Origin of the sequence: Halomonas tibetensis, assembly GCF_042643535.1 — a bacterium.
Classification (GTDB): domain Bacteria; phylum Pseudomonadota; class Gammaproteobacteria; order Pseudomonadales; family Halomonadaceae; genus Halomonas; species Halomonas tibetensis.
Map to the genome: position 1 here is coordinate 89,511 of NZ_JBHRSQ010000011.1, position 18,890 is coordinate 108,400.

At 65.5% G+C, this 18,890-nt stretch carries 17 protein-coding genes; 12 read left to right on the forward strand and 5 right to left on the reverse strand.

All coding sequences use genetic code 11. The annotated features are described in order from the left end of the window. The first annotated feature begins 50 nt into the window (after positions 1 to 50). From lon to ACFODV_RS08695, 4 genes are all read left to right on the forward strand, one after another. A complete protein-coding gene (gene lon, locus ACFODV_RS08680) occupies positions 51 to 2,456 on the forward strand; it encodes an endopeptidase La (RefSeq protein ID WP_379757702.1) in 2,406 nt (801 codons plus the stop codon). Positions 2,457 to 2,632: 176 nt separating this feature from the next. Further along, the gene (locus ACFODV_RS08685) at positions 2,633 to 2,905 is read left to right on the forward strand and encodes an HU family DNA-binding protein (RefSeq protein ID WP_290909776.1); all 273 of its coding nucleotides are present in this window, start codon (positions 2,633 to 2,635) and stop codon (positions 2,903 to 2,905) included. 118 nt (positions 2,906 to 3,023) lie between these two features. Beyond that, the gene (locus tag ACFODV_RS08690; RefSeq protein ID WP_379757706.1) at positions 3,024 to 4,835 is read left to right on the forward strand and encodes a SurA N-terminal domain-containing protein; all 1,812 of its coding nucleotides are present in this window, start codon (positions 3,024 to 3,026) and stop codon (positions 4,833 to 4,835) included. Positions 4,836 to 4,977: 142 nt separating this feature from the next. Continuing rightward, positions 4,978 to 6,042, forward strand: coding sequence for a CobW family GTP-binding protein (locus ACFODV_RS08695; protein WP_379757709.1), 1,065 nt, complete (start codon positions 4,978 to 4,980; stop codon positions 6,040 to 6,042). Here ACFODV_RS08695 and ACFODV_RS08700 read toward each other — a convergent pair. Continuing rightward, positions 6,031 to 6,795 (reverse strand): UDP-2,3-diacylglucosamine diphosphatase, encoded by a 765-nt coding sequence (locus ACFODV_RS08700; RefSeq protein WP_379757712.1) that lies wholly within the window; start codon positions 6,793 to 6,795, stop codon positions 6,031 to 6,033. The genes ACFODV_RS08695 and ACFODV_RS08700 overlap by 12 nt on opposite strands. Further along, positions 6,795 to 7,292 (reverse strand): peptidylprolyl isomerase, encoded by a 498-nt coding sequence (locus ACFODV_RS08705; protein ID WP_379757715.1) that lies wholly within the window; start codon positions 7,290 to 7,292, stop codon positions 6,795 to 6,797. The genes ACFODV_RS08700 and ACFODV_RS08705 overlap by 1 nt, the downstream gene beginning before the upstream one ends. A gap of 131 nt (positions 7,293 to 7,423) precedes the next feature. Between ACFODV_RS08705 and ACFODV_RS08710 the strand changes: the two genes are divergently transcribed. Together ACFODV_RS08710 and cysS are read left to right on the forward strand one after the other, a co-directional pair. Further along, positions 7,424 to 9,148 (forward strand): glutamine--tRNA ligase/YqeY domain fusion protein, encoded by a 1,725-nt coding sequence (locus ACFODV_RS08710; RefSeq protein ID WP_379757719.1) that lies wholly within the window; start codon positions 7,424 to 7,426, stop codon positions 9,146 to 9,148. 14 nt (positions 9,149 to 9,162) lie between these two features. Continuing rightward, positions 9,163 to 10,584 carry a cysteine--tRNA ligase gene (gene cysS / locus ACFODV_RS08715; protein WP_379757965.1) on the forward strand — a complete coding sequence of 474 codons (1,422 nt, stop codon included), beginning with the start codon at positions 9,163 to 9,165 and terminating at the stop codon, positions 10,582 to 10,584. Between the two features lie 89 nt (positions 10,585 to 10,673). On the opposite strand, the gene ACFODV_RS08720 is transcribed toward cysS, so the two are convergent. Both ACFODV_RS08720 and ACFODV_RS08725 read right to left on the reverse strand, forming a co-directional pair. Next, positions 10,674 to 11,960, reverse strand: a complete 1,287-nt coding sequence (locus ACFODV_RS08720) for a type II toxin-antitoxin system HipA family toxin (protein WP_379757722.1) — start codon at positions 11,958 to 11,960, stop codon at positions 10,674 to 10,676. Then, on the reverse strand, positions 11,953 to 12,231 hold the full coding sequence (locus tag ACFODV_RS08725; RefSeq protein WP_379757725.1) for a helix-turn-helix domain-containing protein: 279 nt from the start codon (positions 12,229 to 12,231) through the stop codon (positions 11,953 to 11,955). The genes ACFODV_RS08720 and ACFODV_RS08725 overlap by 8 nt, the downstream gene beginning before the upstream one ends. A 209-nt stretch (positions 12,232 to 12,440) precedes the next feature. On the opposite strand from ACFODV_RS08725, the gene ACFODV_RS08730 reads away from it, so the two are divergent. Both ACFODV_RS08730 and ACFODV_RS08735 read left to right on the forward strand, forming a co-directional pair. Next, entirely contained in the window at positions 12,441 to 12,581 is a 141-nt protein-coding gene (locus ACFODV_RS08730) for a hypothetical protein (RefSeq protein ID WP_379757728.1), read from the forward strand. A 52-nt stretch (positions 12,582 to 12,633) separates the two neighbouring features. Then, positions 12,634 to 13,806 (forward strand): AAA family ATPase, encoded by a 1,173-nt coding sequence (locus ACFODV_RS08735; protein ID WP_379757732.1) that lies wholly within the window; start codon positions 12,634 to 12,636, stop codon positions 13,804 to 13,806. A gap of 48 nt (positions 13,807 to 13,854) precedes the next feature. On the opposite strand, the gene ACFODV_RS08740 is transcribed toward ACFODV_RS08735, so the two are convergent. Then, a complete protein-coding gene (locus tag ACFODV_RS08740) occupies positions 13,855 to 14,895 on the reverse strand; it encodes a DUF1853 family protein (protein WP_379757735.1) in 1,041 nt (346 codons plus the stop codon). Positions 14,896 to 14,991: 96 nt separating this feature from the next. Between ACFODV_RS08740 and osmF the strand changes: the two genes are divergently transcribed. The 4 genes from osmF to ACFODV_RS08760 are packed head-to-tail and all read left to right on the forward strand — an operon-like array spanning position 14,992 to position 18,790. After that, positions 14,992 to 15,903 carry a glycine betaine ABC transporter substrate-binding protein OsmF gene (osmF, locus tag ACFODV_RS08745; protein ID WP_379757738.1) on the forward strand — a complete coding sequence of 304 codons (912 nt, stop codon included), beginning with the start codon at positions 14,992 to 14,994 and terminating at the stop codon, positions 15,901 to 15,903. A gap of 7 nt (positions 15,904 to 15,910) precedes the next feature. Continuing rightward, on the forward strand, positions 15,911 to 17,086 hold the full coding sequence (locus ACFODV_RS08750) for an ABC transporter permease (RefSeq protein WP_379757741.1): 1,176 nt from the start codon (positions 15,911 to 15,913) through the stop codon (positions 17,084 to 17,086). After that, a complete protein-coding gene (locus tag ACFODV_RS08755) occupies positions 17,083 to 18,027 on the forward strand; it encodes an ABC transporter ATP-binding protein (RefSeq protein WP_379757744.1) in 945 nt (314 codons plus the stop codon). Before ACFODV_RS08750 ends, ACFODV_RS08755 begins: the two co-directional genes overlap by 4 nt. After that, positions 18,020 to 18,790: an ABC transporter permease gene (locus ACFODV_RS08760; protein WP_379757747.1), complete on the forward strand. Its 771-nt coding sequence runs from the start codon at positions 18,020 to 18,022 to the stop codon at positions 18,788 to 18,790. Before ACFODV_RS08755 ends, ACFODV_RS08760 begins: the two co-directional genes overlap by 8 nt. Positions 18,791 to 18,890 lie beyond the last annotated feature (100 nt).

The following is an 18,890-nucleotide window of genomic DNA, read 5'->3' on the forward strand; positions in this document are numbered from 1 at the left end:
GTCAGCCCCCATTCCTTTGTCATCCACCCGTTGTTTGAGGAACGTCTGCGATGCAGCAGAACGCCGATCAGACCTTGAGTCTGCCCCTATTGCCGCTGCGGGACGTAGTCGTCTACCCGCAGATGGTCATTCCGCTCTTCGTCGGCCGGGAGAAGTCTATCCAGGCCCTCGAAGCGGCCATGGACGCCGACAAGCGGGTACTGCTGGTCGCCCAGCGTGAAGCCAGCAAGGATGATCCGGACCGCGACGACCTGTTCGCTATCGGTACCGTGGCCGAGATCATGCAGCTGCTCAAGCTTCCCGACGGTACCGTCAAGGTATTGATTGAGGGTGTCTCTCGGGCCGATGTGGGCGAACTCCACGCGGCCGAGGCCTACACCTCCGCCGAGGCGGTGCTGCGCGAGAGCGAGCCGCTGACCGAGCGCGAGCAGGAGGCCCTGGTGCGCGTACTGCTCAACCAGTTCGAGCAGTACGTGAAGATGTCGAAGAAGGTGCCCAACGAGGTGCTCAATTCGCTCTCGGGCATCGAGGACCCGAGCCGCCTGGTGGATACCGTCTGTGCCCATCTGTCGCTGAAGATCGACGACAAGCAGCGCCTGCTGGAGATGGATCGCGTCCGCGATCGCATCGAGCACCTGATGGCCCTGATCGAGGCGGAGATCGACCTGCTGCAGGTCGAGAAACGTATCCGTTCGCGGGTCAAGGACCAGATGGAGAAGTCTCAGCGCGAGTACTATCTCAACGAGCAGATGAAGGCCATCCAGAAGGAGATGGGCGAGCTCGAGAATGTGCCCAACGAGGCCGAGAAGTACGAACAGGCCATCGAGGAATCCGGGATGCCCAAGGAGGCCCGTGACAAGGCCACCCAGGAGCTCGGCAAGCTGAAGATGATGTCCCCCAATTCCGCCGAGGCCACGGTGGTCCGCTCCTACCTTGACTGGCTGGTGTCGGTGCCCTGGAAGAAGCGCACCCGTGTCAAGCATGACCTGGTGCATGCCCAGCAGGTGCTGGACGAGGACCACTACGGCCTCGACGAGGTCAAGGCGCGCATCCTCGAGTACCTGGCGGTGCACAAGCGGGTCAAGAAGCTCAAGGGGCCCGTGCTCTGCCTGGTGGGTCCACCCGGGGTCGGCAAGACGTCGCTCGGCAAGTCCATCGCCCGTGCCACCAACCGCAAGTACGTGCGCCTGGCGCTGGGTGGCGTTCGGGACGAGTCCGAGATCCGCGGCCACCGTCGCACCTACATCGGCTCCCTGCCGGGCAAGATCATCCATCGCATGGCTCGAGCCGGGGTCAAGAACCCGCTGTTCCTGCTCGACGAGATCGACAAGATTGGCATGGACCACCGCGGCGATCCGGCCTCGGCGCTGCTCGAGGTTCTCGACCCCGAGCAGAACAACACCTTCAACGACCACTATCTGGAGCTGGATTACGACCTCTCCGAGACGCTGTTCATCTGCACCGCCAACTCCATGAACATTCCGGGGCCGCTGCTCGACCGCATGGAGGTGATCCGTCTGCCGGGTTATACCGAGGACGAGAAGCTGGCCATCGCCAAGCGCTACCTGGCGCCCAAGCAGCTCATTGCCAACGGCTTCAAGGAAGGGGAGTTGACCTTCTCCGACGAGGCCGTCCTGGAGCTGATCCGCTACTACAGCCGCGAGGCGGGTGTTCGTGAACTCGAACGCCAGCTCGCCAAGGTGTGCCGCAAGGTGCTGCGAGAGCGGCTCGAGCAGGAGGCCAAGGAGGGGGCGCTGGGGCCTGTCATGCTGGCCGCGGCGGATATCGAGACCTATGCCGGCGTCCGTCGTTACAGCTACGGCCTGGCCGACCAGGACGACCAGGTGGGCCGGGTGACCGGCCTGGCCTGGACCTCGGTGGGTGGCGAGCTGCTTTACATCGAATCGGTGTTGACGCCGGGCAAGGGTCGTATCAACAAGACCGGCTCGCTGGGCGATGTCATGAAGGAGTCCGTGAGCGCCGCCCAGACCGTGGTGCGCGCACGCGCCCTGAGTCTGGGCATCGACCCGGAGCGCTTCGAAAAGGAGGATCTGCATATCCACGTGCCCGAAGGGGCTACGCCCAAGGATGGTCCCAGCGCCGGCGTTGCCATGGTCACCGCCATGGTCTCTGCCTACACCGGTCGCCCGGTGCGCTGTGACGTGGCGATGACAGGCGAGGTCAACCTGCGCGGGGAGGTCATGCCGATCGGCGGCCTGAAGGAGAAATTGCTGGCCGCTCGGCGCGGTGGTATAAAGACGGTGCTGGTGCCCGAAGAGAATCGCCGCGACCTCAAGGAGGTTCCGGATAATATCAAAGAGGCTCTCGACATCAGGCCGGTTCGCTGGATCGACGAGGTTCTTGAGGTGGCGCTGGCCAAAAGGCCCGAGGCTTCTGCAGAGGATTCTAGATCCGAGGATGCCGCCTCATCCCCGTCGATGATCAGCACGCATTGACATTATTTTCCTCACCATGATCAGGCGTAAAGCCTGATATGGTGGGGCCTGGCGCGGTAATATACTTGACAGTCCTTTCGTCACATTGCTATAAAATGCGCCATGCTGCGATCGTGACTGTCAGGTTAATTGCTGCGTTGATTAGAGCCAAATTCTGAAAAATCAAGGGGTGAAGTGTGAACAAGTCCGAGCTGATCGAAGCCATCGCCGCGTCTGCCGACATTCCCAAGGCAGCCGCTGCCAGGGCCCTGGACGCCATGGTTGACACCGTGACCGATAGTCTCAAGAAGGGCGACAGCGTGTCCCTGGTGGGCTTTGGTACCTTCCAGGTCAAGGAGCGTGCCGCGCGCACCGGTCGCAACCCCCAGACCGGACAGCCGATCGAAATCAGCGCCGCCAAGGTGCCGAGCTTCAAGGCAGGCAAGGCGCTCAAGGATTCCGTCAACTGAGACCTGCGTCTCGCCACGCCACTGATGGTTGACTCTCCTACAGGCGCATCGCCCACGGCGGTGCGCCTGTCTTGGTCTCAAGACCGCACTTTCCACACAATACGTTGCCGAGGCCTGCATGCTGCAAAGTATTCGTGACCGCTCCCGAAGCTGGGGCGCCAAGATCATCGTCGGGGTCGTGGTCGTGACCATGGCGCTGTTCGGCGTCGAGTCCCTGATCGGCCTGTTCGGCGGCGGGGGCGATGAGATCGCCAAGGTTAACGGTGAACCTATCACGCGTCAGCAGCTGGAAATCGAAGTCCAGCGTGCGATCCGCAGTGGCCAGGTGCCTCCGGAGCAGGAGCGCGCTCTGCGCGCCCAAATGCTCGATCAGTTGATCACTGACCGCCTGCTGACCCAGTACGCCGCGGAGGGTGGCCTGTATCTTTCCGAAGAGCAGCTCGACCAGATCATCGTGTCGTTGCCGGAGTTCCAGGATCAAGAAGGCCGCTTCGACAGCGAGCTGTTTCGTAACCGCCTGGCCAGTGCCGGGTATACGCCGGTCTCCTTTCGCGAGGAGTTGCGCGTTGACATGAAGCGCCAGCAGCTGCAACAGGGTCTGGCCTTCAGCGACTTTACCCTGCCCAGCGAGCAGGAGCGTCTGGCGACCCTGCAGCGCCAGACGCGCAGCTTCCGCTATGCCACGCTCTCTGCCGAGCAGGTAGAGGTAGAGGTAGAGGTGACCCAGGCGGATATGGAGGCGTACTACGCGAGCAATGCCGACAACTATCGCCGGCCGGAGCAGGTGCGTCTGGCGTATGTGATCATCGATCGTCAGGAGATGGCCGAAGCGGTGGAGGTAGAAGAGTCCGCGCTGCGCGAGGCCTGGCAGGAACGCACCGCCGATGCCGATCGCCGTATTGCTCATATCATGGTGACCGTCGACGGCGAGCGCAGCCGCGCCGAGGACGTCCTCGAGTCCGTACGCCGGCGCCTGGACGAGGGCGAGTCCTTCACCGACCTGGCCGCCGAGGTCTCCGACGACCCCGTGTCGGCGGAGCAGGGCGGCGACCTGGGCGTGATCAGCCGTGGTTTCTTCGGTGACAGCTTCGATGAGGCGGCCTTCAACCTGGATGAGGGTGAAGTCTCCGGCATCGTCGAGACCGACAACGGCCTGCATTTGCTGACCGTCACCGGCCTGGAGCGCCAGCCCTTCGCGTCGGTGCGCGACGATCTGCGGCGTGAGCTGGCGATAGCCCGCGTGTCCAGCGAGTTCAATGAGCGAGTTCAGCGCCTGATCGACGAGAGCTTTGCCGCCGACGACCTGCAGAGCGTGGCCGATGACATCGGTCTCGACCTTGAGGTCAGCGACTGGGTCTCGCGTGACGGTGCCGACGGCGTGCTCTCCGAGCCCGGGGTGATGAGCGAGGCCTTCAGCGCTGACGTGCTGGAGGAGGGCTTCAACAGCGAGGTGATCGAGCTGGATAACGATCGCCGGCTGGTGGTGCGCGTTGCCGAGCATCGTGAGGCCACCACCCTGCCGCTCGAGGAGGTCCGCGATCAGGTCGAGGCTAGCGTGGCCGCCAACCTTCGCCGCGACGCGCTGATGGCGCTTGGCGCGGAGCGCCTGGATGACCTGCGCGCCGGCGATGATCAGGATCTCGACTGGCAGCAAGTCGAAGACGCGAGCCGTCAGGAGACCCGGGGTCTCAACCGCACGGTAATCGACGCGGTGTTCCGTCTGCCGGCCCCTGAGGGCGATGCCCCCGTATACGGTCGTGCCGCAGACGGCGACCGCGTGGTATTGCTTGCCCTGGAACGGGTCGAGGAGGGCGAGTTGGACGCCCAGGTGGAGCAGTTCGTCAGCAGCATGGCCGAACGTCTGCGCGCCCAGGCTGCCATCCAGGGCCTGCTGGATGACCTGCGCGACAAGGCGGAGATCGGTCGCTAAGCGCTAAGCACTGGGAAGCCGGCATCAGGAACCCCGTAGACACCATGTCTGCGGGGTTCCCTGCTTTTCAGAAGGGACGTTTTTACGGCCATCCAGCCGTCATGTTATCTTGTAACATATTATCGCCATGAGACCTCTCTCCATGCTCACCCCTACCCCCCTGGCCAACGTCCCCGTCCACCTGGTCACTGGCTTTCTCGGCAGCGGCAAGAGCACCCTGATCCACCGTCTTATTGATCAGAAGCCCACGGATGAGCGCTGGGCGGTGCTGGTCAACGAGTTTGGCCAGGTGGGGATCGACCAGACAATGTTCGAGGAGCGCGACGATCTGGTCGTCAAGGGGCTGCCGGGCGGCTGCCTCTGCTGCCAGCTGGCCTTCGTTATGCAGGCAACGCTGGTCAGCCTGCTGCATCGCTACCGGCCGGATCGGCTGATCATCGAGCCCTCCGGGCTCGGCCATCCGTCCGGGCTGCTGGAGGTGCTGAGGAGCGACGCCTTTGCGGGCGTTCTGACGGTGGGCGATATCGTCGCCGTGCTGGATCCCCGCCGGCTGGATGACCCTCGCGCCAGAGAGCACGAGACCTTCCGCGACCAGCTGATTCTGGCCGACGGGGTGGCACTGACCATGGTCGACCTGGCCACCCCCGAGCAGCGGGCGGCCGCGACGGAGTGGCTGGCCGAGCTTTGGCCCGCCAAGCGTTGGATCATCGAGGCGCCCCACGGTGCGCTGCCGCTATCGCGGCTGATCGGGCATGGCGAAACGGCGTCGAGGGTAGGGGGGGCGGACAGCAAGGCCCATCGCCGTTTGCGAGAGGCGGCGAGCGGTGCCCTCGAGTCGAAGGGCGTGATGCTGGATGAGTTCGCAGCGGTGCTGCCTGAACCTGGTCGGCCCCGACGGGAACAAGGCGAGGCGCTGGGGCATGCCACCCTGGGGTGGCGCTGGCACCCGGACGACACCTTCGACCTGGATCGATTGACCCTGCTGCTGGGCGAGCTGCCCGGCCGCTTGCGGGTCAAGGGGGTGTTTCACTGTGACGCCGGCTGGAAGCTCTACAATCGCGCCGAGGGGGCGGTGAGCCTCACCAACAGCGCCTGGCGGCGTGATTCGCGCCTCGAGGTGATCGGCGAGGTGGGGTGCCTGCCCGACGCCGAGGCGCTGGAAGAGCGCCTCGACGCCTGTCGGCTGCCATCGCCGTCAACGGCCTAGCGGGATCTCCTCCAGCCGCGGCTCGCCATCTCCCTCGATCACGATCTCCCACCCTCGGTCTGGCCGCCAGTCGCCCAGTACGACGCGTCGGGCCGGCTGGCCGTCCACCTCGAGTTCATGCACGGCGGGACGGTGGGTATGGCCGTGGATCAGGGTGGTCACGCCCTGCTCGGCCATCGCCTTGACGACCTCGTCAGACGTCACGTCCATGATGTCCTCGGCCTTGCTGGAGTTGGCCTCACCGGACTGCTCGCGCAGCTGCCTGGCCAGCGCGATACGTTCCGGGAGCGGCATCGACAGCACCTGTTCCTGCCATAGCGGGCTGCGCGCCTGGGCGCGAAACGCCTGGTAGGCGGTGTCCAGCGTGCACAGACTGTCCCCGTGCATCAGCAGCACCCGTTTGCCGCCGAGCGAGACCACGCTGGGGTCCGGCAGCAGGGTGGCGCCGGCCTGCTCGGCGAACCGGCTTCCCAGCAGGAAGTCGCGGTTGCCGTGCATCAGGAACACGGCGGTACCCTCGTCGGCCAGACGCCGCAGTGCCCGCGCGACACCCACGCCCAGATCGGCATGGCCGGTGGGGTCGCTGCCGGCCAGGTCGAGCAGGTCATCGCCGATCCACGCCTCGAAGATGTCCCCCAGCAGGTAGAGGGCTTCACATCCCCGGGCGTTTTCCTCCAGCCAATGCAGAAAGCCCGCGATGATCTCGGGTGCACCGGGGTGCAGGTGGAGGTCGGAAATCAGCCGGGTCGTCATCACTCCCCCTTGACGTAGGCCTTCTGGATCAACACGTCGTCGGCGGGCACGTCGGCGTGCATGCCGCGGCGAGTCGTGTCCACGTTCTTGATTTTCTCGACCACGTCCATGCCCTCGACCACGCGGCCAAACACGCAGTAACCCCAGCCCTGGATGGACTTGCCGGTGTGGTTCAGGAAGGCGTTGTCGGCGATGTTGATAAAGAACTGGGCGGTGGCGGAATGTGGGTCCTGGGTGCGCGCCATGGCCAGGGTGCCGGCCTCGTTCAGCAAGCCGTTGTCGGCCTCGTTCTCGATCGGGTCGCGGGTGGGCTTCTGGTTGAAGTCGGTGTCAAACCCACCACCCTGGACCATGAAGCCGTCGATGACGCGATGGAAGAGCGTGTCGTCGTAGAAGCCATCGCGCACATACTGTTCGAAGTTGGCAGCGGTCTTCGGGGCCTTTTCATGGTCCAGCTCGACGCTGATGTCGCCATAATTGGTCTGCAGAACGATCATCGATAAGTTCCTGTACGGTAAAGGGGCCTCGCCTTGGCGTTGCCCATGGGCGTGGCGCTATAATAACGGTTTTGCTTCGATGGGCGAAGTGACCCCGCCCGCACCTTCAACCAGAGGTTGTTTCTCCCGCCATGACCACCGATACCTCCAGTGCGCCGAACTTCATCCGCAACCAGATCCGCGACGAGATCGAGGCCGGCCGCCCAGGCAAGATCGTGACCCGCTTCCCGCCGGAGCCCAACGGCTTCCTTCATATCGGGCACGCCAAGTCGATCTGCTTGAACTTCGGCCTTGCCGAGCAGTTCGGTGGTGATTGTCACCTGCGCTTTGACGATACCAACCCGGCCAAGGAAGAGCAGGCCTATATCGACGCCATCCAGGAAGACGTCAGCTGGCTGGGCTTTCAGTGGGCCGGTCCGGTGCGCTTCGCGTCTGACTACTTCGACCAGCTTTACGCCTGGGCCCAGCACCTGATTCGCGAAGGCAAGGCCTACGTCGACGACCTCTCGCCCGACGAGATCCGCGAGTATCGCGGCACCCTCACCGAGCCCGGTCGTCCGAGCCCCTATCGTGAGCGTATGGCCGACGAGAATCTCGACCTGCTGGAACGCATGCGCACCGGCGAGTTCGCCGAGGGCGAGAAGGTGCTGCGGGCCAAAATCGACATGGCGTCGCCCAACATCAACCTGCGCGACCCGATCCTCTACCGCATTCGCCATGCCCACCACCATCAGACCGGCGACAAGTGGAAGATCTACCCGTCCTATGATTTCACCCACGGCCAGTCCGATGCCATCGAGGAGGTCTCACACTCCATCTGCACGCTGGAGTTCGAGGACCATCGGCCGCTCTACGAGTGGTTTCTGGACAACCTGCCGGTGCCCGCCAGGCCGCGCCAGATCGAGTTCTCACGACTCAATCTCAACTACACCCTGACCTCCAAGCGCAAATTGAAGCTGCTGGTGGACGAGAATATCGTTGATGGCTGGGATGATCCGCGCCTGCCGACCATTGCCGGTCTTCGCCGTCGCGGCTACACGCCGGGGTCGATTCGCAAGTTCAGCGAGATGATCGGCGTGACCCGTGCCGATGGCGGCCTGGTGGATATCGCCATGCTCTATCACGCCATCCGCGCCGACCTCGAAGACAACGCGCCGCGGGCCATGGCCGTGCTCAACCCGCTGAAGGTGGTGCTCACCAATGTTCCGGAAGGGCATGAAGAGGTCTTTGATGTGCCCGGCCACCCCGCCCGCGAGGACATGGCGGTGCGCAAGGTGCCCTTCACCCGCGAGATCGTCATTGACCACGACGACTTCATGGAGGAAGCCCCCAAGAAGTTCTTCCGCCTGGCGCCGGGCCGGGAGGTGCGACTGCGTAACAGCTATGTGATCCGCTGCGACGAGGTGATCAAGGACGCCAACGGCGAGATCGAGGCGCTCCATTGCTCCGTGGACTTCGACACCCTGGGCAAGAACCCCGAGGGCCGCAAGGTCAAGGGCGTGATCCACTGGGTCAGCGCTACCCACGGCGTGCCCATGGAAGTTCGCCTCTACGACAACCTCTTCCTCGAGGAGCAGCCCGACAGAGACAAGGAAGCCGACTTCCTCGACCACCTCAATCCCGAGTCCCTGGTGGTCTGCCAGGCCATCGGCGAGCCGAGTCTATCGGAGGTGACCCCCGAGAGCCGTTTCCAGTTCGAGCGGGTGGGCTACTTCTGCGCCGACCGCCATGCTTGCCGTGACGGCCGGCGGGTGTTCAACCGCACCGTGGGGCTAAAGGACACCTGGGCCAAGGTGCAGAAGCAGGAAGCTCAAAAGCAGGAAGCCCAGAAGCAAGATGCCGGTAAGAAGGGGTGAATGTGAGCGCTGAACTGCAGATCTACAACACGCTGACCCGTCGCAAGGACGTCTTTACGCCCATCGAGCCGGGAATCGTGCGCATGTACGTATGCGGCATGACCGTCTACGACTACTGTCACCTGGGCCATGCCCGGGTGATGGTGGCCTTCGACGTTATTACCCGCTACCTGCGCCATCGCGGCTATGACGTCACCTATGTGCGCAACGTTACCGATATCGATGACAAGATCCTTCGCCGCGCCGACGAGAACAACGAAAGCATCTCGTCGCTCACCGAGCGCATGATCGAGGCGATGCATGAAGACGAGGCGCGCCTGGGAGTATTGCCGCCGGACCATGAGCCCCGGGCGACTCGCCATGTCGACGACATCCTCGCGATGATCGAGACGCTGATCGCCAAGGGCTACGCCTACGCCGCCGACAACGGCGACGTCTACTACCGGGTGCGCCGCTTCGAGGGCTATGGCAAGCTCAACAACCGGGACCTCGACGAGATGCGCTCCGGGGCGCGGGTCGAGGTGGACGAGCACAAGGAGGACCCGCTGGACTTCGTGCTGTGGAAGGCGGCCAAGCCCGGCGAGGCCAGCTGGCCGTCGCCCTGGGGCGAGGGACGTCCCGGCTGGCATATCGAGTGCTCGGCGATGTCCAAGTGCTGCCTGGGCGAGACCTTCGATATTCACGGCGGCGGGCCGGACCTGACCTTCCCGCACCACGAGAACGAGATCGCCCAGTCCGAGGCGGCCAACGGCAAGCCCTTCGTGAATACCTGGATGCATGCCGGGGCGGTGCGGGTGAATCACGAGAAGATGTCCAAGTCCCTGGGTAACTTCTTCACCATTCGCGAGGTGCTCGAGCACCACGATGCCGAGGTAGTGCGCTACCTGCTGGTGGCCAGCCACTATCGCAGTGCGATCAACTATGCGCCGGAGTCCCTTCTGGAGGCGCGCAAGTCCCTGGAGCGCTTCTACAATGCACTTGAAGGACAGGCACTCGAAGGGCTGTCACTCGAGGGTCAGTCCCTTGAAGACGTGCCGGTGAGCGACCGCTTCGAGGCGCGCTTTGCCGCCGCCATGGACGATGACATCAACACCCCCGAGGCGCTGTCGGTGCTCTTCGACCTGGCCCGGGAGCTGAACCGCGCGAAGAAGGAATCGCCCGAGCAGGCACCGGCGCTGGCCGCCGAACTTCGGCGCCTGGGCGGCATCCTGGGGCTGCTGCAGCAGGATCCGGTCACCTTCCTCAAGGCCGGTTCCAGCGCGCTACCGCTCTCGGAGGAAGAGATTCAGGCGAAGATCGCCGAGCGCGCCGCCGCCAAGAAGGGCAGGGACTTCGCCGCCGCCGACGGCATCCGCGATGAGCTCGCCGCCCTGGGCATCATCCTCAAGGACGCCCGGGAAGGCACCACCTGGGTGTTCGAGAAGCCCGAAGTCTGAGGTTCTCATTTCCCGCCTCGATCAGAACGCCCGGCCCGCCGCGAGACGAGCCGGGCGTTCTGATGTCGGGCTCCATCAGCGTAGAGTGTTCAGCGGGTCAAGAGCGAGCGGTTGGCTTTCTGGATGACATCCAGCTGCTTCGCTATTTCCCGGCGCACTCGCGGGCTAATTCCCAGCGTGTTGGCCGCGTCGTTCCAGCCATGGACCGCCGTTACCACCTCCTCGATCACTTGCCTTGCCTCGCTCCAGCGCGTGAAGCCGGCCTGGTCGGCGAGAGCCTGAACGACCTTGAGCGGCGGCGTCTTGCCGTGTCCCTTGAAGGCGGTGGCGTGCTCGCCATAGGGACTGGGGCTGAACGTCAGGTCATATCCCGGAGAGAGGCGCCACTGGCCATCATCCAGCAGCAGATAGGCCCAGTTCTTGCTGTGGTCATCCTGGTTGCAGGCGAAGAGATTAAACAGTGCCCGACGAAAGAGCGCTCGTCCGACGGCGGGACTGCCGCAGAGGACCTGGCCGGCCTTGATGAGGTCCTCGTAATCGAGTGATGGCAGGCGGAAGTCGGCGTCCAGCAGTCCGCAGGCACTGCTCATGTGGTAGCGCCCCTGGTGGCTGCAGTCGAAGCGCCGCAGCGCCAGCCAGGCCAGTGCCGGTGAATTCTCGGGGGGGGTGATCAGCTGCCAGTCTGGCGTTTCGATACCGGCCTGCTTGGCCAGGGCCAGGTAGGCGGCTTCGCATAAGCCTTCTTCATGCCCCAGCGCCAGTGCGCTGGAAGTGAACTTGACCAGCCAGGGTTCAAGACCCTGGCGAGGGCGAGTACTGGCCTGATCGGTGGCGCCTGGGGACAGGTAGACCTGCACCTTGGGGCGTGCCCCCCCCGAGCTTCCTGCCTGGGCCAGGGAGGCAAGCACTGTATCGGTCTGGCCGTCGAAGAGCCGGCGAGCTTGCTCACCCAGTTCGCTCAGTCGGCTCCAATGGTCGATTTCTTCCTCAGCGAAACGCTCGGAATCCGGATGGTAGCTGAGCGCCCCCATGCCGTGCTCACCGATGAAAGCCAGGCGGTCCATGGGTGTCACGGCATGCGTTGGAATACCGTGCTGTCGAAACAGGCGGTCCATCAGCATCAAGCCCCAGCCGTCTGGCAGTGAGTCGGCGAACAGGCCGTGGAGCCCGTTGTGGGGAGATGGCGGGGCGGCATGCAGGCGCGTATCGAAGGGAAGGTGGAACGGGGACAGGCTATGATACTGGCGGCGATAAACGTCATCGTACTGAAAGAACGCGCCCTGCCTGTTCTGCGCCAGGCGGCCGACAAGCACCTGGCGGCCATCACTGAGGCGGCGCTGCACGTCCAACTGTCTGACGGGAGCGACATCACTCATCACGCAACACCTCGTCGATGCTGCTGGGCATGTAGGGCCTTGTCGCTGCCAACTTTGCCACAGGCTCCAGGCGATCCACGCTCTGCCACAGCAGCAGAAATTGACGCAGTGAAATCTGGCCGGTTGTCTCGAAACGCTTGATCGTGGGGGCCGGAACGCCGCTGCGTTCGGCCAGGGCGTCCCGTGACAGCTTAAGCGCCCGCCGACGCTGCCGAACGGCTCTTGCCAGGTCGTGCTGTACATCGCTGGCGGTGATGAGCGAGAGGCGCATCGTGGGCTCCATGCATAGACCATATGATATCTATTATGGCTATTTTTACGTTTTAAAAGACATTGTAGTATCTATTTTTTCCTTCCTTATCTATGGAGCCGGAATCTATGGAGCTGTAAGAGCGCCTAGCCCTCGAGGTCGGGCTTCTGCCACGTAAGAGACGCCTGCTCGAGCAGGCCCTGACGCCAAGCGAGTAACCAGGAGCGATCTTGGACTACACCCCCTTCAGCTATGTCACCGCCGAGAAGGCCGACCTCTACCGCAAGGTCATGGGCGCTTTCATGGAGGCCAAGTCGCACTGCCTGATGCCCCTGCGCCCATGGATTCGCTTCATCTTGAAATCCCGCTAATTATATAAACTGCTATAATTATCCTTAACGAAAAATAAAAGAGGGTAATTCGATGATCCAGCGCTTCCTGTTTCATCGGCCACAGCTGGCCCAGAGCATCCTCGACGGTCTGGATGGCAGTGGGCTGATCGACTACAGCGCCGGCCTCTTCTTGGCCGCGCCGAGGCGAACCGGCAAGAGCACCTTCCTGCGCAACGACCTGGCGCCAGCCGCCACGGAGCGCGGCTGGGAGGTGGTCTACGTGGACCTCTGGACGGATCGTGATGCCGACCCCGGCAGCCTGATCGATGGCGCCATCGTGGACGCCCTGCGCCGCCACGAGCCGCGGGTGAAACGCTGGCTGAAGTCGGCTGGCATCGCGGAGGTGTGGCTCAAGCAGACCCTGCGCTGGCGGCTTCATGACGAGCCGCGGCCCGAGGACGCCACCCTGACGCAGCTCCTGCAGGCGCTGCACCAGGCCGTGGGCAAGCCGGTGCTGCTGATCGTGGACGAAGCCCAGCATGCGCTGAACACCGAACATGGCATGAACAGTATGTTTGCCCTCAAGGCTGCGCGAGACGCGATGAACCTGGGCCCGGAAAGCGACGGGCTCCGGCTCATCTTCACCGGCTCCAGCCGCGACAAGCTCGCCACCCTGGTCCTTAATCGCGACCAGCCCTTCTTCGGCAATCAGGTCACCCCCTTCCCGCTGCTGGGGGATGATTTCGTGGCGGCCTACACGGAAGACATGAACGCCAAGCTGGCGCCGGGCAACACCTTCGATATCGGGGACATGCAGCAGGCCTTCACCCGTGTCGGCCACCGCCCCGAGCTGCTCACCTCGGTCGTCAAGCAGGTCGCCCTGGAGCTGGGCGCGGCGCCTGATCTGGGCAGGCTGCTCGCGCAGGGTGCGGCAGAGGTGGAGGCCGGCCTGTGGGCTGAATATGAAGGGCTCTACTCCTCCCTGACGCCGATCCAGAAGGCCCTGCTCGACGTGCTGGCATCCCACGCCAGCGGCCCGGCGCCACAGGCGCTTTTCGGCGAGGAAGCGAGCAGTCGGATCGCCAGGCGGCTGGAGGCCCATGGCGGCGACGGTCCAGTGCGCCCCCAGTCGATTCAGGCCGGGCTCGATGCGCTGCGCGCCAAGGGATTGGTCTGGAAGTCCGGGCGCGGGGCCTATGCCCTGGAAGACAGTGGGCTCAGGGATTGGCTGAACAGCGTACCCAAAGGGAGCGCGACCCGCTGAGTCGATGGCCGCGGCGGTGGCCGATGGCTCCCTTGACCGGGAGGTCCCTCAGCGAGGCGATACGCCTTCCCGGTCAATGCCTGGCGGCGGCAGCGGAATCTGGCGGGGCCAGTCGTCGGCCACCACAAACAGCCGCCGCCAGCCCATGTCGGCCTGCCACAGGGCGATCTGGACGGGAGAGGCAGGTGTGCGGAAATGGTGGACCAGCTGTCTCTCGAACTCGCCCAGGGGCAAGAGGTGTTCGGGGCGGGGCAGGGCGAGCCAGTGGGGCTTGTGAAGCCAGGCACCGTGGGTGCCGGCTGGCAGGCCATCGCGGTAGTCGCGCCAGGCCCGCCAGCAGAGCCAGGTGCCCCGCAGGTGAACCGGGTTCGCCTCCCGGGGCGGGGGTAACGGCCGCTGTCCGGGATGGCGCTGCTCGGGATCGCCCGGCCAGGGATAGAAAAGCACGCCCGGCATGGCCATCCGGCGATGGATCACCGGTAGGCGTTCACCCCCCACGGCAGCGCGCGCAAGCGCCTCGCCCAGGGTGTCGCAAAGGGCCAGGCGGGTCTCGGGCAGTTCGGTCAGGCGAAGCTGGTGCCGATGAAGGTGCTCGCGCTTGCCGGCCAGGCTGTCGGCGCCGCCGGGACCGATCCAGCGCGCCTGATCATGGGCCTCGCCCGGTCCCTCCCTCAGCCCCAGGTAATACTTGATGGCGACCTCGAGATGGACCAGGTCCGTCTCGCCGCGGCGGCGATAGAGCAGGTCCAACTCGCCGAGGGTCTGCCTGCCGCGATAGATGCGCAGGTTATGGGCCAGCAGCTCGGTGTCGGGTGCCGCGGCCAGCAGAAACTGCCAGAGCCGCTCATAGTAGAGCCCCATGCGGCCGGTGAGCGTCTCGCCGATGCAGCGTTCGAGTTCGCCGGGCCAGGCCTCGAGGTCGTCAAGCCAGGCGCCCAGGCGGACATCGTCGTCCAGCCCCAGTGCCTGGCGGCCGGGCCGGCCCGGCCAAGGAGTGTCGATCAAGTCCGGTGCCAGCAGCAGCCATGCCAGGTCGCGTACCAGCGGGTGATGGCAGCGGTCGAGCAGGGGCGGGGTGGCCGGTGGCATGCAGGGCGTCCTGTGCGTTGGTGGCGGGGTCTGCAATGACTCCCGCGACTCTTTATACTCACAGTACATTCATGATCCCTCAGGTGGTAATTCGCCATGCGTATCCCGTTCACTCGCCTGACCCTCCTCGCCGCCGCTTCCGCCCTGAGCCTCTCGGCGGTACAGGCCGATGACCCGGTGGTGGTCTCCTCCAAGATCGACACCGAGGGCTCGGTCCTGGGTCAGCTGATCCTCCAGCGCCTCGAGGCCGGCGGCATCGCGGTGCAGGACCGGCTGCAGCTGGGCGGCACCAGCATCGTGCGCGAAGCCCTGTTGACCGGCGAGGTCGATCTCTACCCCGAATACACCGGTAACGGCGCCTTCTTCTTCGACATGACCGACAGCGACGTCTGGCACAACGCCGAGGCCGCCTATCATACGGTCCGCGACAGGGACGCCGAGAACGGCCTGATGTGGTTGACCCCGGCGTCGGCCAACAACACCTGGGCGATGAGCGTGCGCGGCGAGCTGGCCCGTGAACACGGCCTGGCCACCCTCGAGGACCTGGCGGCCTACCTTGCCGAAGGCGGCGAGTTCAAGTTTGCCGCCAGCGCCGAATTTGTGGAGTCCGAGCAGGCGCTGCCGGCGTTCCAGGACGCCTACGGGTTCTCGCTGGGCCAGGAACAGCTGCTGGTGCTCTCCGGCGGCAATACCGCCTCCACCATGCGCGCCGCCGCCCAGCAGACCAGCGGCGTCAACGCCGCCATGACCTACGGCACCGATGGCGGGCTGAAAGCGCTGGATCTGGTAGTGCTGGAGGACACCCTTGGGGTGCAGCCGGTCTATCAGCCGGCGCCGGTGGTGCGGGCCGACGTGCTCGACGCCTATCCCGAGATCGAGTCCCTGCTGGGGCCGCTGTTCGAAGCGCTGGATCTCGAGACCCTGCAGCGGCTTAACGGCGACGTGGCGGTGAACGGTCTGGATCCGCGCCGGGTCGCCGCAGACTTCCTCGACGGCCTGGACGACTGAGGTCGGCGTGCACAGGGACGTGTCGACCCCCAATCGCGTGCTGCTGGCCCTGACGCTGGTCGCCGTTCTGGCCTGGCTGGTATTGCCGCTGGCCAGCATTGCCCCCAACCGTATCGTGCCCGGCAGTCCGCTGCATGCCCATGAGGCCTTCGGCTGGGCGGGTGCTCTGGCCGCTATTCCCGGGCTGCTTGGGCTGGCGGTGCTGGCCTGGCGCCCCTCATCGCGGCGGCTGTGGCTGGCCCTGGCGCTTGCTCTGCTGCTGCTGATGGGGCTGCCGCTCTGGCTGGCCGGGGCGGCCGCCCTGGCCATCGATCCCTCCCAGCCCCAGGCGCGCATGGGGCTGGGGGCGGCTTTCTGGGTGCTGCTCTTCTGCCTGGCGCTGATGGTGATCGAGCTGCGGACGCGGCTCGCCCTGGGCACCGCTGCGGGCTGGCTGATGGGGGCCGGGGTCCTGGCCGCCTGGTGGCTGGCCGCCCCCTGGCTGGAACCGCTGGCGCTATGGCGGGAGTACCAGGGGCGCAGCGACCAGTTCGCCGAGGCGGTGGTTGACCACCTGCTGCTGGTGGGCGGTGCCGTAGGCGCCAGCCTGGTGCTGGGCACCGGCATCGCCCTGGCCATGCGCCGGCATACCGGCGTGGAGCGGGTCGGCTTCGGGGTGCTCAACTTCCTGCAGACCATCCCCAGCCTGGCGCTGTTCGGCCTGCTGTTGGCACCGCTGGCTTGGCTCTCGGCCAACGTGGGCTGGATTCATGCGCTGGGCATTCGCGGTATCGGCTGGGCCCCTGCCTTTTTAGCGCTGCTGGGCTACAGCCTGCTGCCCATGGTGCGCAATACCTTCGTGGCGCTCTCCGGCGTCGACCCCGGCGTGCTGGAGTCGGCCCGTGGCATGGGCATGAGCCGCGGCCAGGTGTTCTGGCAGGTGCGACTGCCCCTGGCCTTGCCGGTGGTGCTCGAAGGCGTGCGTATCACCACGGTGCAGGCGATCGGGCTGACCGCGGTGGCGGCGCTGATCGGTGCCGGAGGGCTGGGGACCTTCATCTTCCAGGGGCTGGGCCAGGCCGCCATGGATCTGGTGCTGCTGGGCGCGCTACCGATCCTGGCCATGGCGCTGGTCGCCGATTCCCTGCTGGGGGCCCTGACGCGCCGCCTCGACCCCCGACTCGTCTCAGGAGCCAGCGCATGATCGAGCTGATTGGCGTCACCAAGCGTTTCGGCAGCGAGACCGCCGTGAACGACATTTCGCTGCGCGTCGAGCGGGGCGAGCTGTGCGCCCTGGTGGGCACCTCCGGCTGTGGCAAGTCCACGACCCTGCGCATGATCAACCGCCTGATCGAGCACAGCGAGGGCGAGATCCATCTGGAAGGGCGCCAGGTGCGAGAGTTCGACGAGCAGGTGCTGCGACGGCGCATCGGCTACGTGATCCAGAGCACCGGGCTGTTTCCCCACTGGACGGTGGCGCGCAATATCGGCCTGGTGCCAAGGCTATTGAAGTGGCCCAGGGCGAAGGTCGAGGCGCGGGTCGAGGAGCTGATGACCCTGTTGGATCTGCCGATCGCGCAGTTCGGCGGCAAGTACCCCCACCAGCTCTCCGGGGGTCAGGCCCAGCGGGTGGGCGTGGCCCGTGCGCTGGCGGCGGACCCCGATATCCTGCTGATGGACGAGCCCTTCGGTGCCCTGGATCCGATCACCCGCGAGTCGCTGCAGCTGGAACTGCGCGAACTGCAGTCACGGCTGCACAAGACGATTGTCTTCGTGACCCACGATATGGACGAAGCGCTGGTGCTGGCCGACCGGCTGGTGGTGATGCACGGTGGACGCATTGTCCAGCAGGGCACCCCCCTCGAGCTGCTGCGTGATCCCGCCGACGACTTCGTGGCGTCCCTGCTGGGCGGCAACGACCGCGGCCTGAAGGAGACCACGCTGCTCCGTGTCGGCGAGCGGATGCTGCCGCTCTCGCCGCGCCTGCTGCCCCAGGCGCGCATCCATCGAAACGCCAGCCTGCGCCAGGCGCTGGCGGTGATGTTCCGCGAGCATGCCGACCGGCTCGCCGTGGTGGACGACAACGACATGCCGGTGGGGGAGCTCTCCCTGCGCCGCCTGGTCGGGGCGCGGCGCGATGACTGAGCTGAGCGCTTCCCGACCCGTGCGATCCGGCGCCTGGCGCATCTGGCGGGGGCCGCTGGCCTGGTGCGGCCTGCTGCTGGCGCTGACCCTCGGCATGGCCTGGCTCGAGCCGCTGTTTCTGTGGATCGAACCCGGCTCCCGCCAGGTGATCTATCCCCACGCCGACTTTCTGCCGCTGCTGGGCCGCCACCTGCTGGTGGTGGCCGTGGCCTCGCTGCTGGCTATCCTGCTGGGGGTGGCGGCGGCGGTAGCGGTGACGCGCCCGGCGGGGCGCGACTTCCTGCCGCTGGTGGCCCAGTTCGCCTCCATGGGGCAGACCTTTCCGCCGGTGGCGGTGCTGGCCCTGGCGGTGCCGGTGCTGGGGTTCGGCACCTGGCCGATCATCGTGGCGCTGCTGCTCTACGGCCTGCTGCCCATCGTGCGCAATACCCTGGCGGGGCTCTCCGGCATCGCCCCCGGCGTCATGGAGTCGGCCCGGGGCATGGGCATGAGCGACGCCCAGCGGCTATGGCAGGTAGAGCTGCCCCTGGCCGCGCCGGTCATCCTGGCCGGCATCCGCACCTCGGTCACCGTCAATATCGCCACCGCCGCGCTGGGCGCCACGGTAGGGGCCAGCAACCTCGGCGCGCCGATCATCTCCGGCATCGTCAACGGCAACACCGCCTACGTGCTCCAGGGCGCGCTGCTGATCGGCTTGCTGGCGCTGACCGTGGACAGCGCCTTCGAGCGCTGCCAGCGGCTGCTGCAGGGGCGCCGAGCCTGAGCTTGACTCGCCGTCCAGCAGCGTCTCGATGGCGCGTCTTATCGCCGGGGCCCGGGCCTCATCTACCGGGTTCATGGCAGTGGAATCCACTAGCCTTGAT

What these genes read in the sequence shown, in the direction of transcription:
- lon (WP_379757702.1), top strand. Translation starts at nt 51, where the DNA reads ATGCAGCAGAACGCCGATCAGACCTTGAGTCTGCCCCTATTGCCGCTG.
- ACFODV_RS08690 (WP_379757706.1), top strand. Translation starts at nt 3,024, where the DNA reads ATGCTGCAAAGTATTCGTGACCGCTCCCGAAGCTGGGGCGCCAAGATC.
- ACFODV_RS08695 (WP_379757709.1), top strand. Translation starts at nt 4,978, where the DNA reads ATGCTCACCCCTACCCCCCTGGCCAACGTCCCCGTCCACCTGGTCACT.
- ACFODV_RS08700 (WP_379757712.1), bottom strand. Translation starts at nt 6,795, where the DNA reads ATGACGACCCGGCTGATTTCCGACCTCCACCTGCACCCCGGTGCACCC.
- ACFODV_RS08705 (WP_379757715.1), bottom strand. Translation starts at nt 7,292, where the DNA reads ATGATCGTTCTGCAGACCAATTATGGCGACATCAGCGTCGAGCTGGAC.
- ACFODV_RS08710 (WP_379757719.1), top strand. Translation starts at nt 7,424, where the DNA reads ATGACCACCGATACCTCCAGTGCGCCGAACTTCATCCGCAACCAGATC.
- ACFODV_RS08720 (WP_379757722.1), bottom strand. Translation starts at nt 11,960, where the DNA reads ATGAGTGATGTCGCTCCCGTCAGACAGTTGGACGTGCAGCGCCGCCTC.
- ACFODV_RS08725 (WP_379757725.1), bottom strand. Translation starts at nt 12,231, where the DNA reads ATGCGCCTCTCGCTCATCACCGCCAGCGATGTACAGCACGACCTGGCA.
- ACFODV_RS08735 (WP_379757732.1), top strand. Translation starts at nt 12,634, where the DNA reads ATGATCCAGCGCTTCCTGTTTCATCGGCCACAGCTGGCCCAGAGCATC.
- ACFODV_RS08740 (WP_379757735.1), bottom strand. Translation starts at nt 14,895, where the DNA reads ATGCCACCGGCCACCCCGCCCCTGCTCGACCGCTGCCATCACCCGCTG.
- osmF (WP_379757738.1), top strand. Translation starts at nt 14,992, where the DNA reads ATGCGTATCCCGTTCACTCGCCTGACCCTCCTCGCCGCCGCTTCCGCC.
- ACFODV_RS08755 (WP_379757744.1), top strand. Translation starts at nt 17,083, where the DNA reads ATGATCGAGCTGATTGGCGTCACCAAGCGTTTCGGCAGCGAGACCGCC.
- ACFODV_RS08760 (WP_379757747.1), top strand. Translation starts at nt 18,020, where the DNA reads ATGACTGAGCTGAGCGCTTCCCGACCCGTGCGATCCGGCGCCTGGCGC.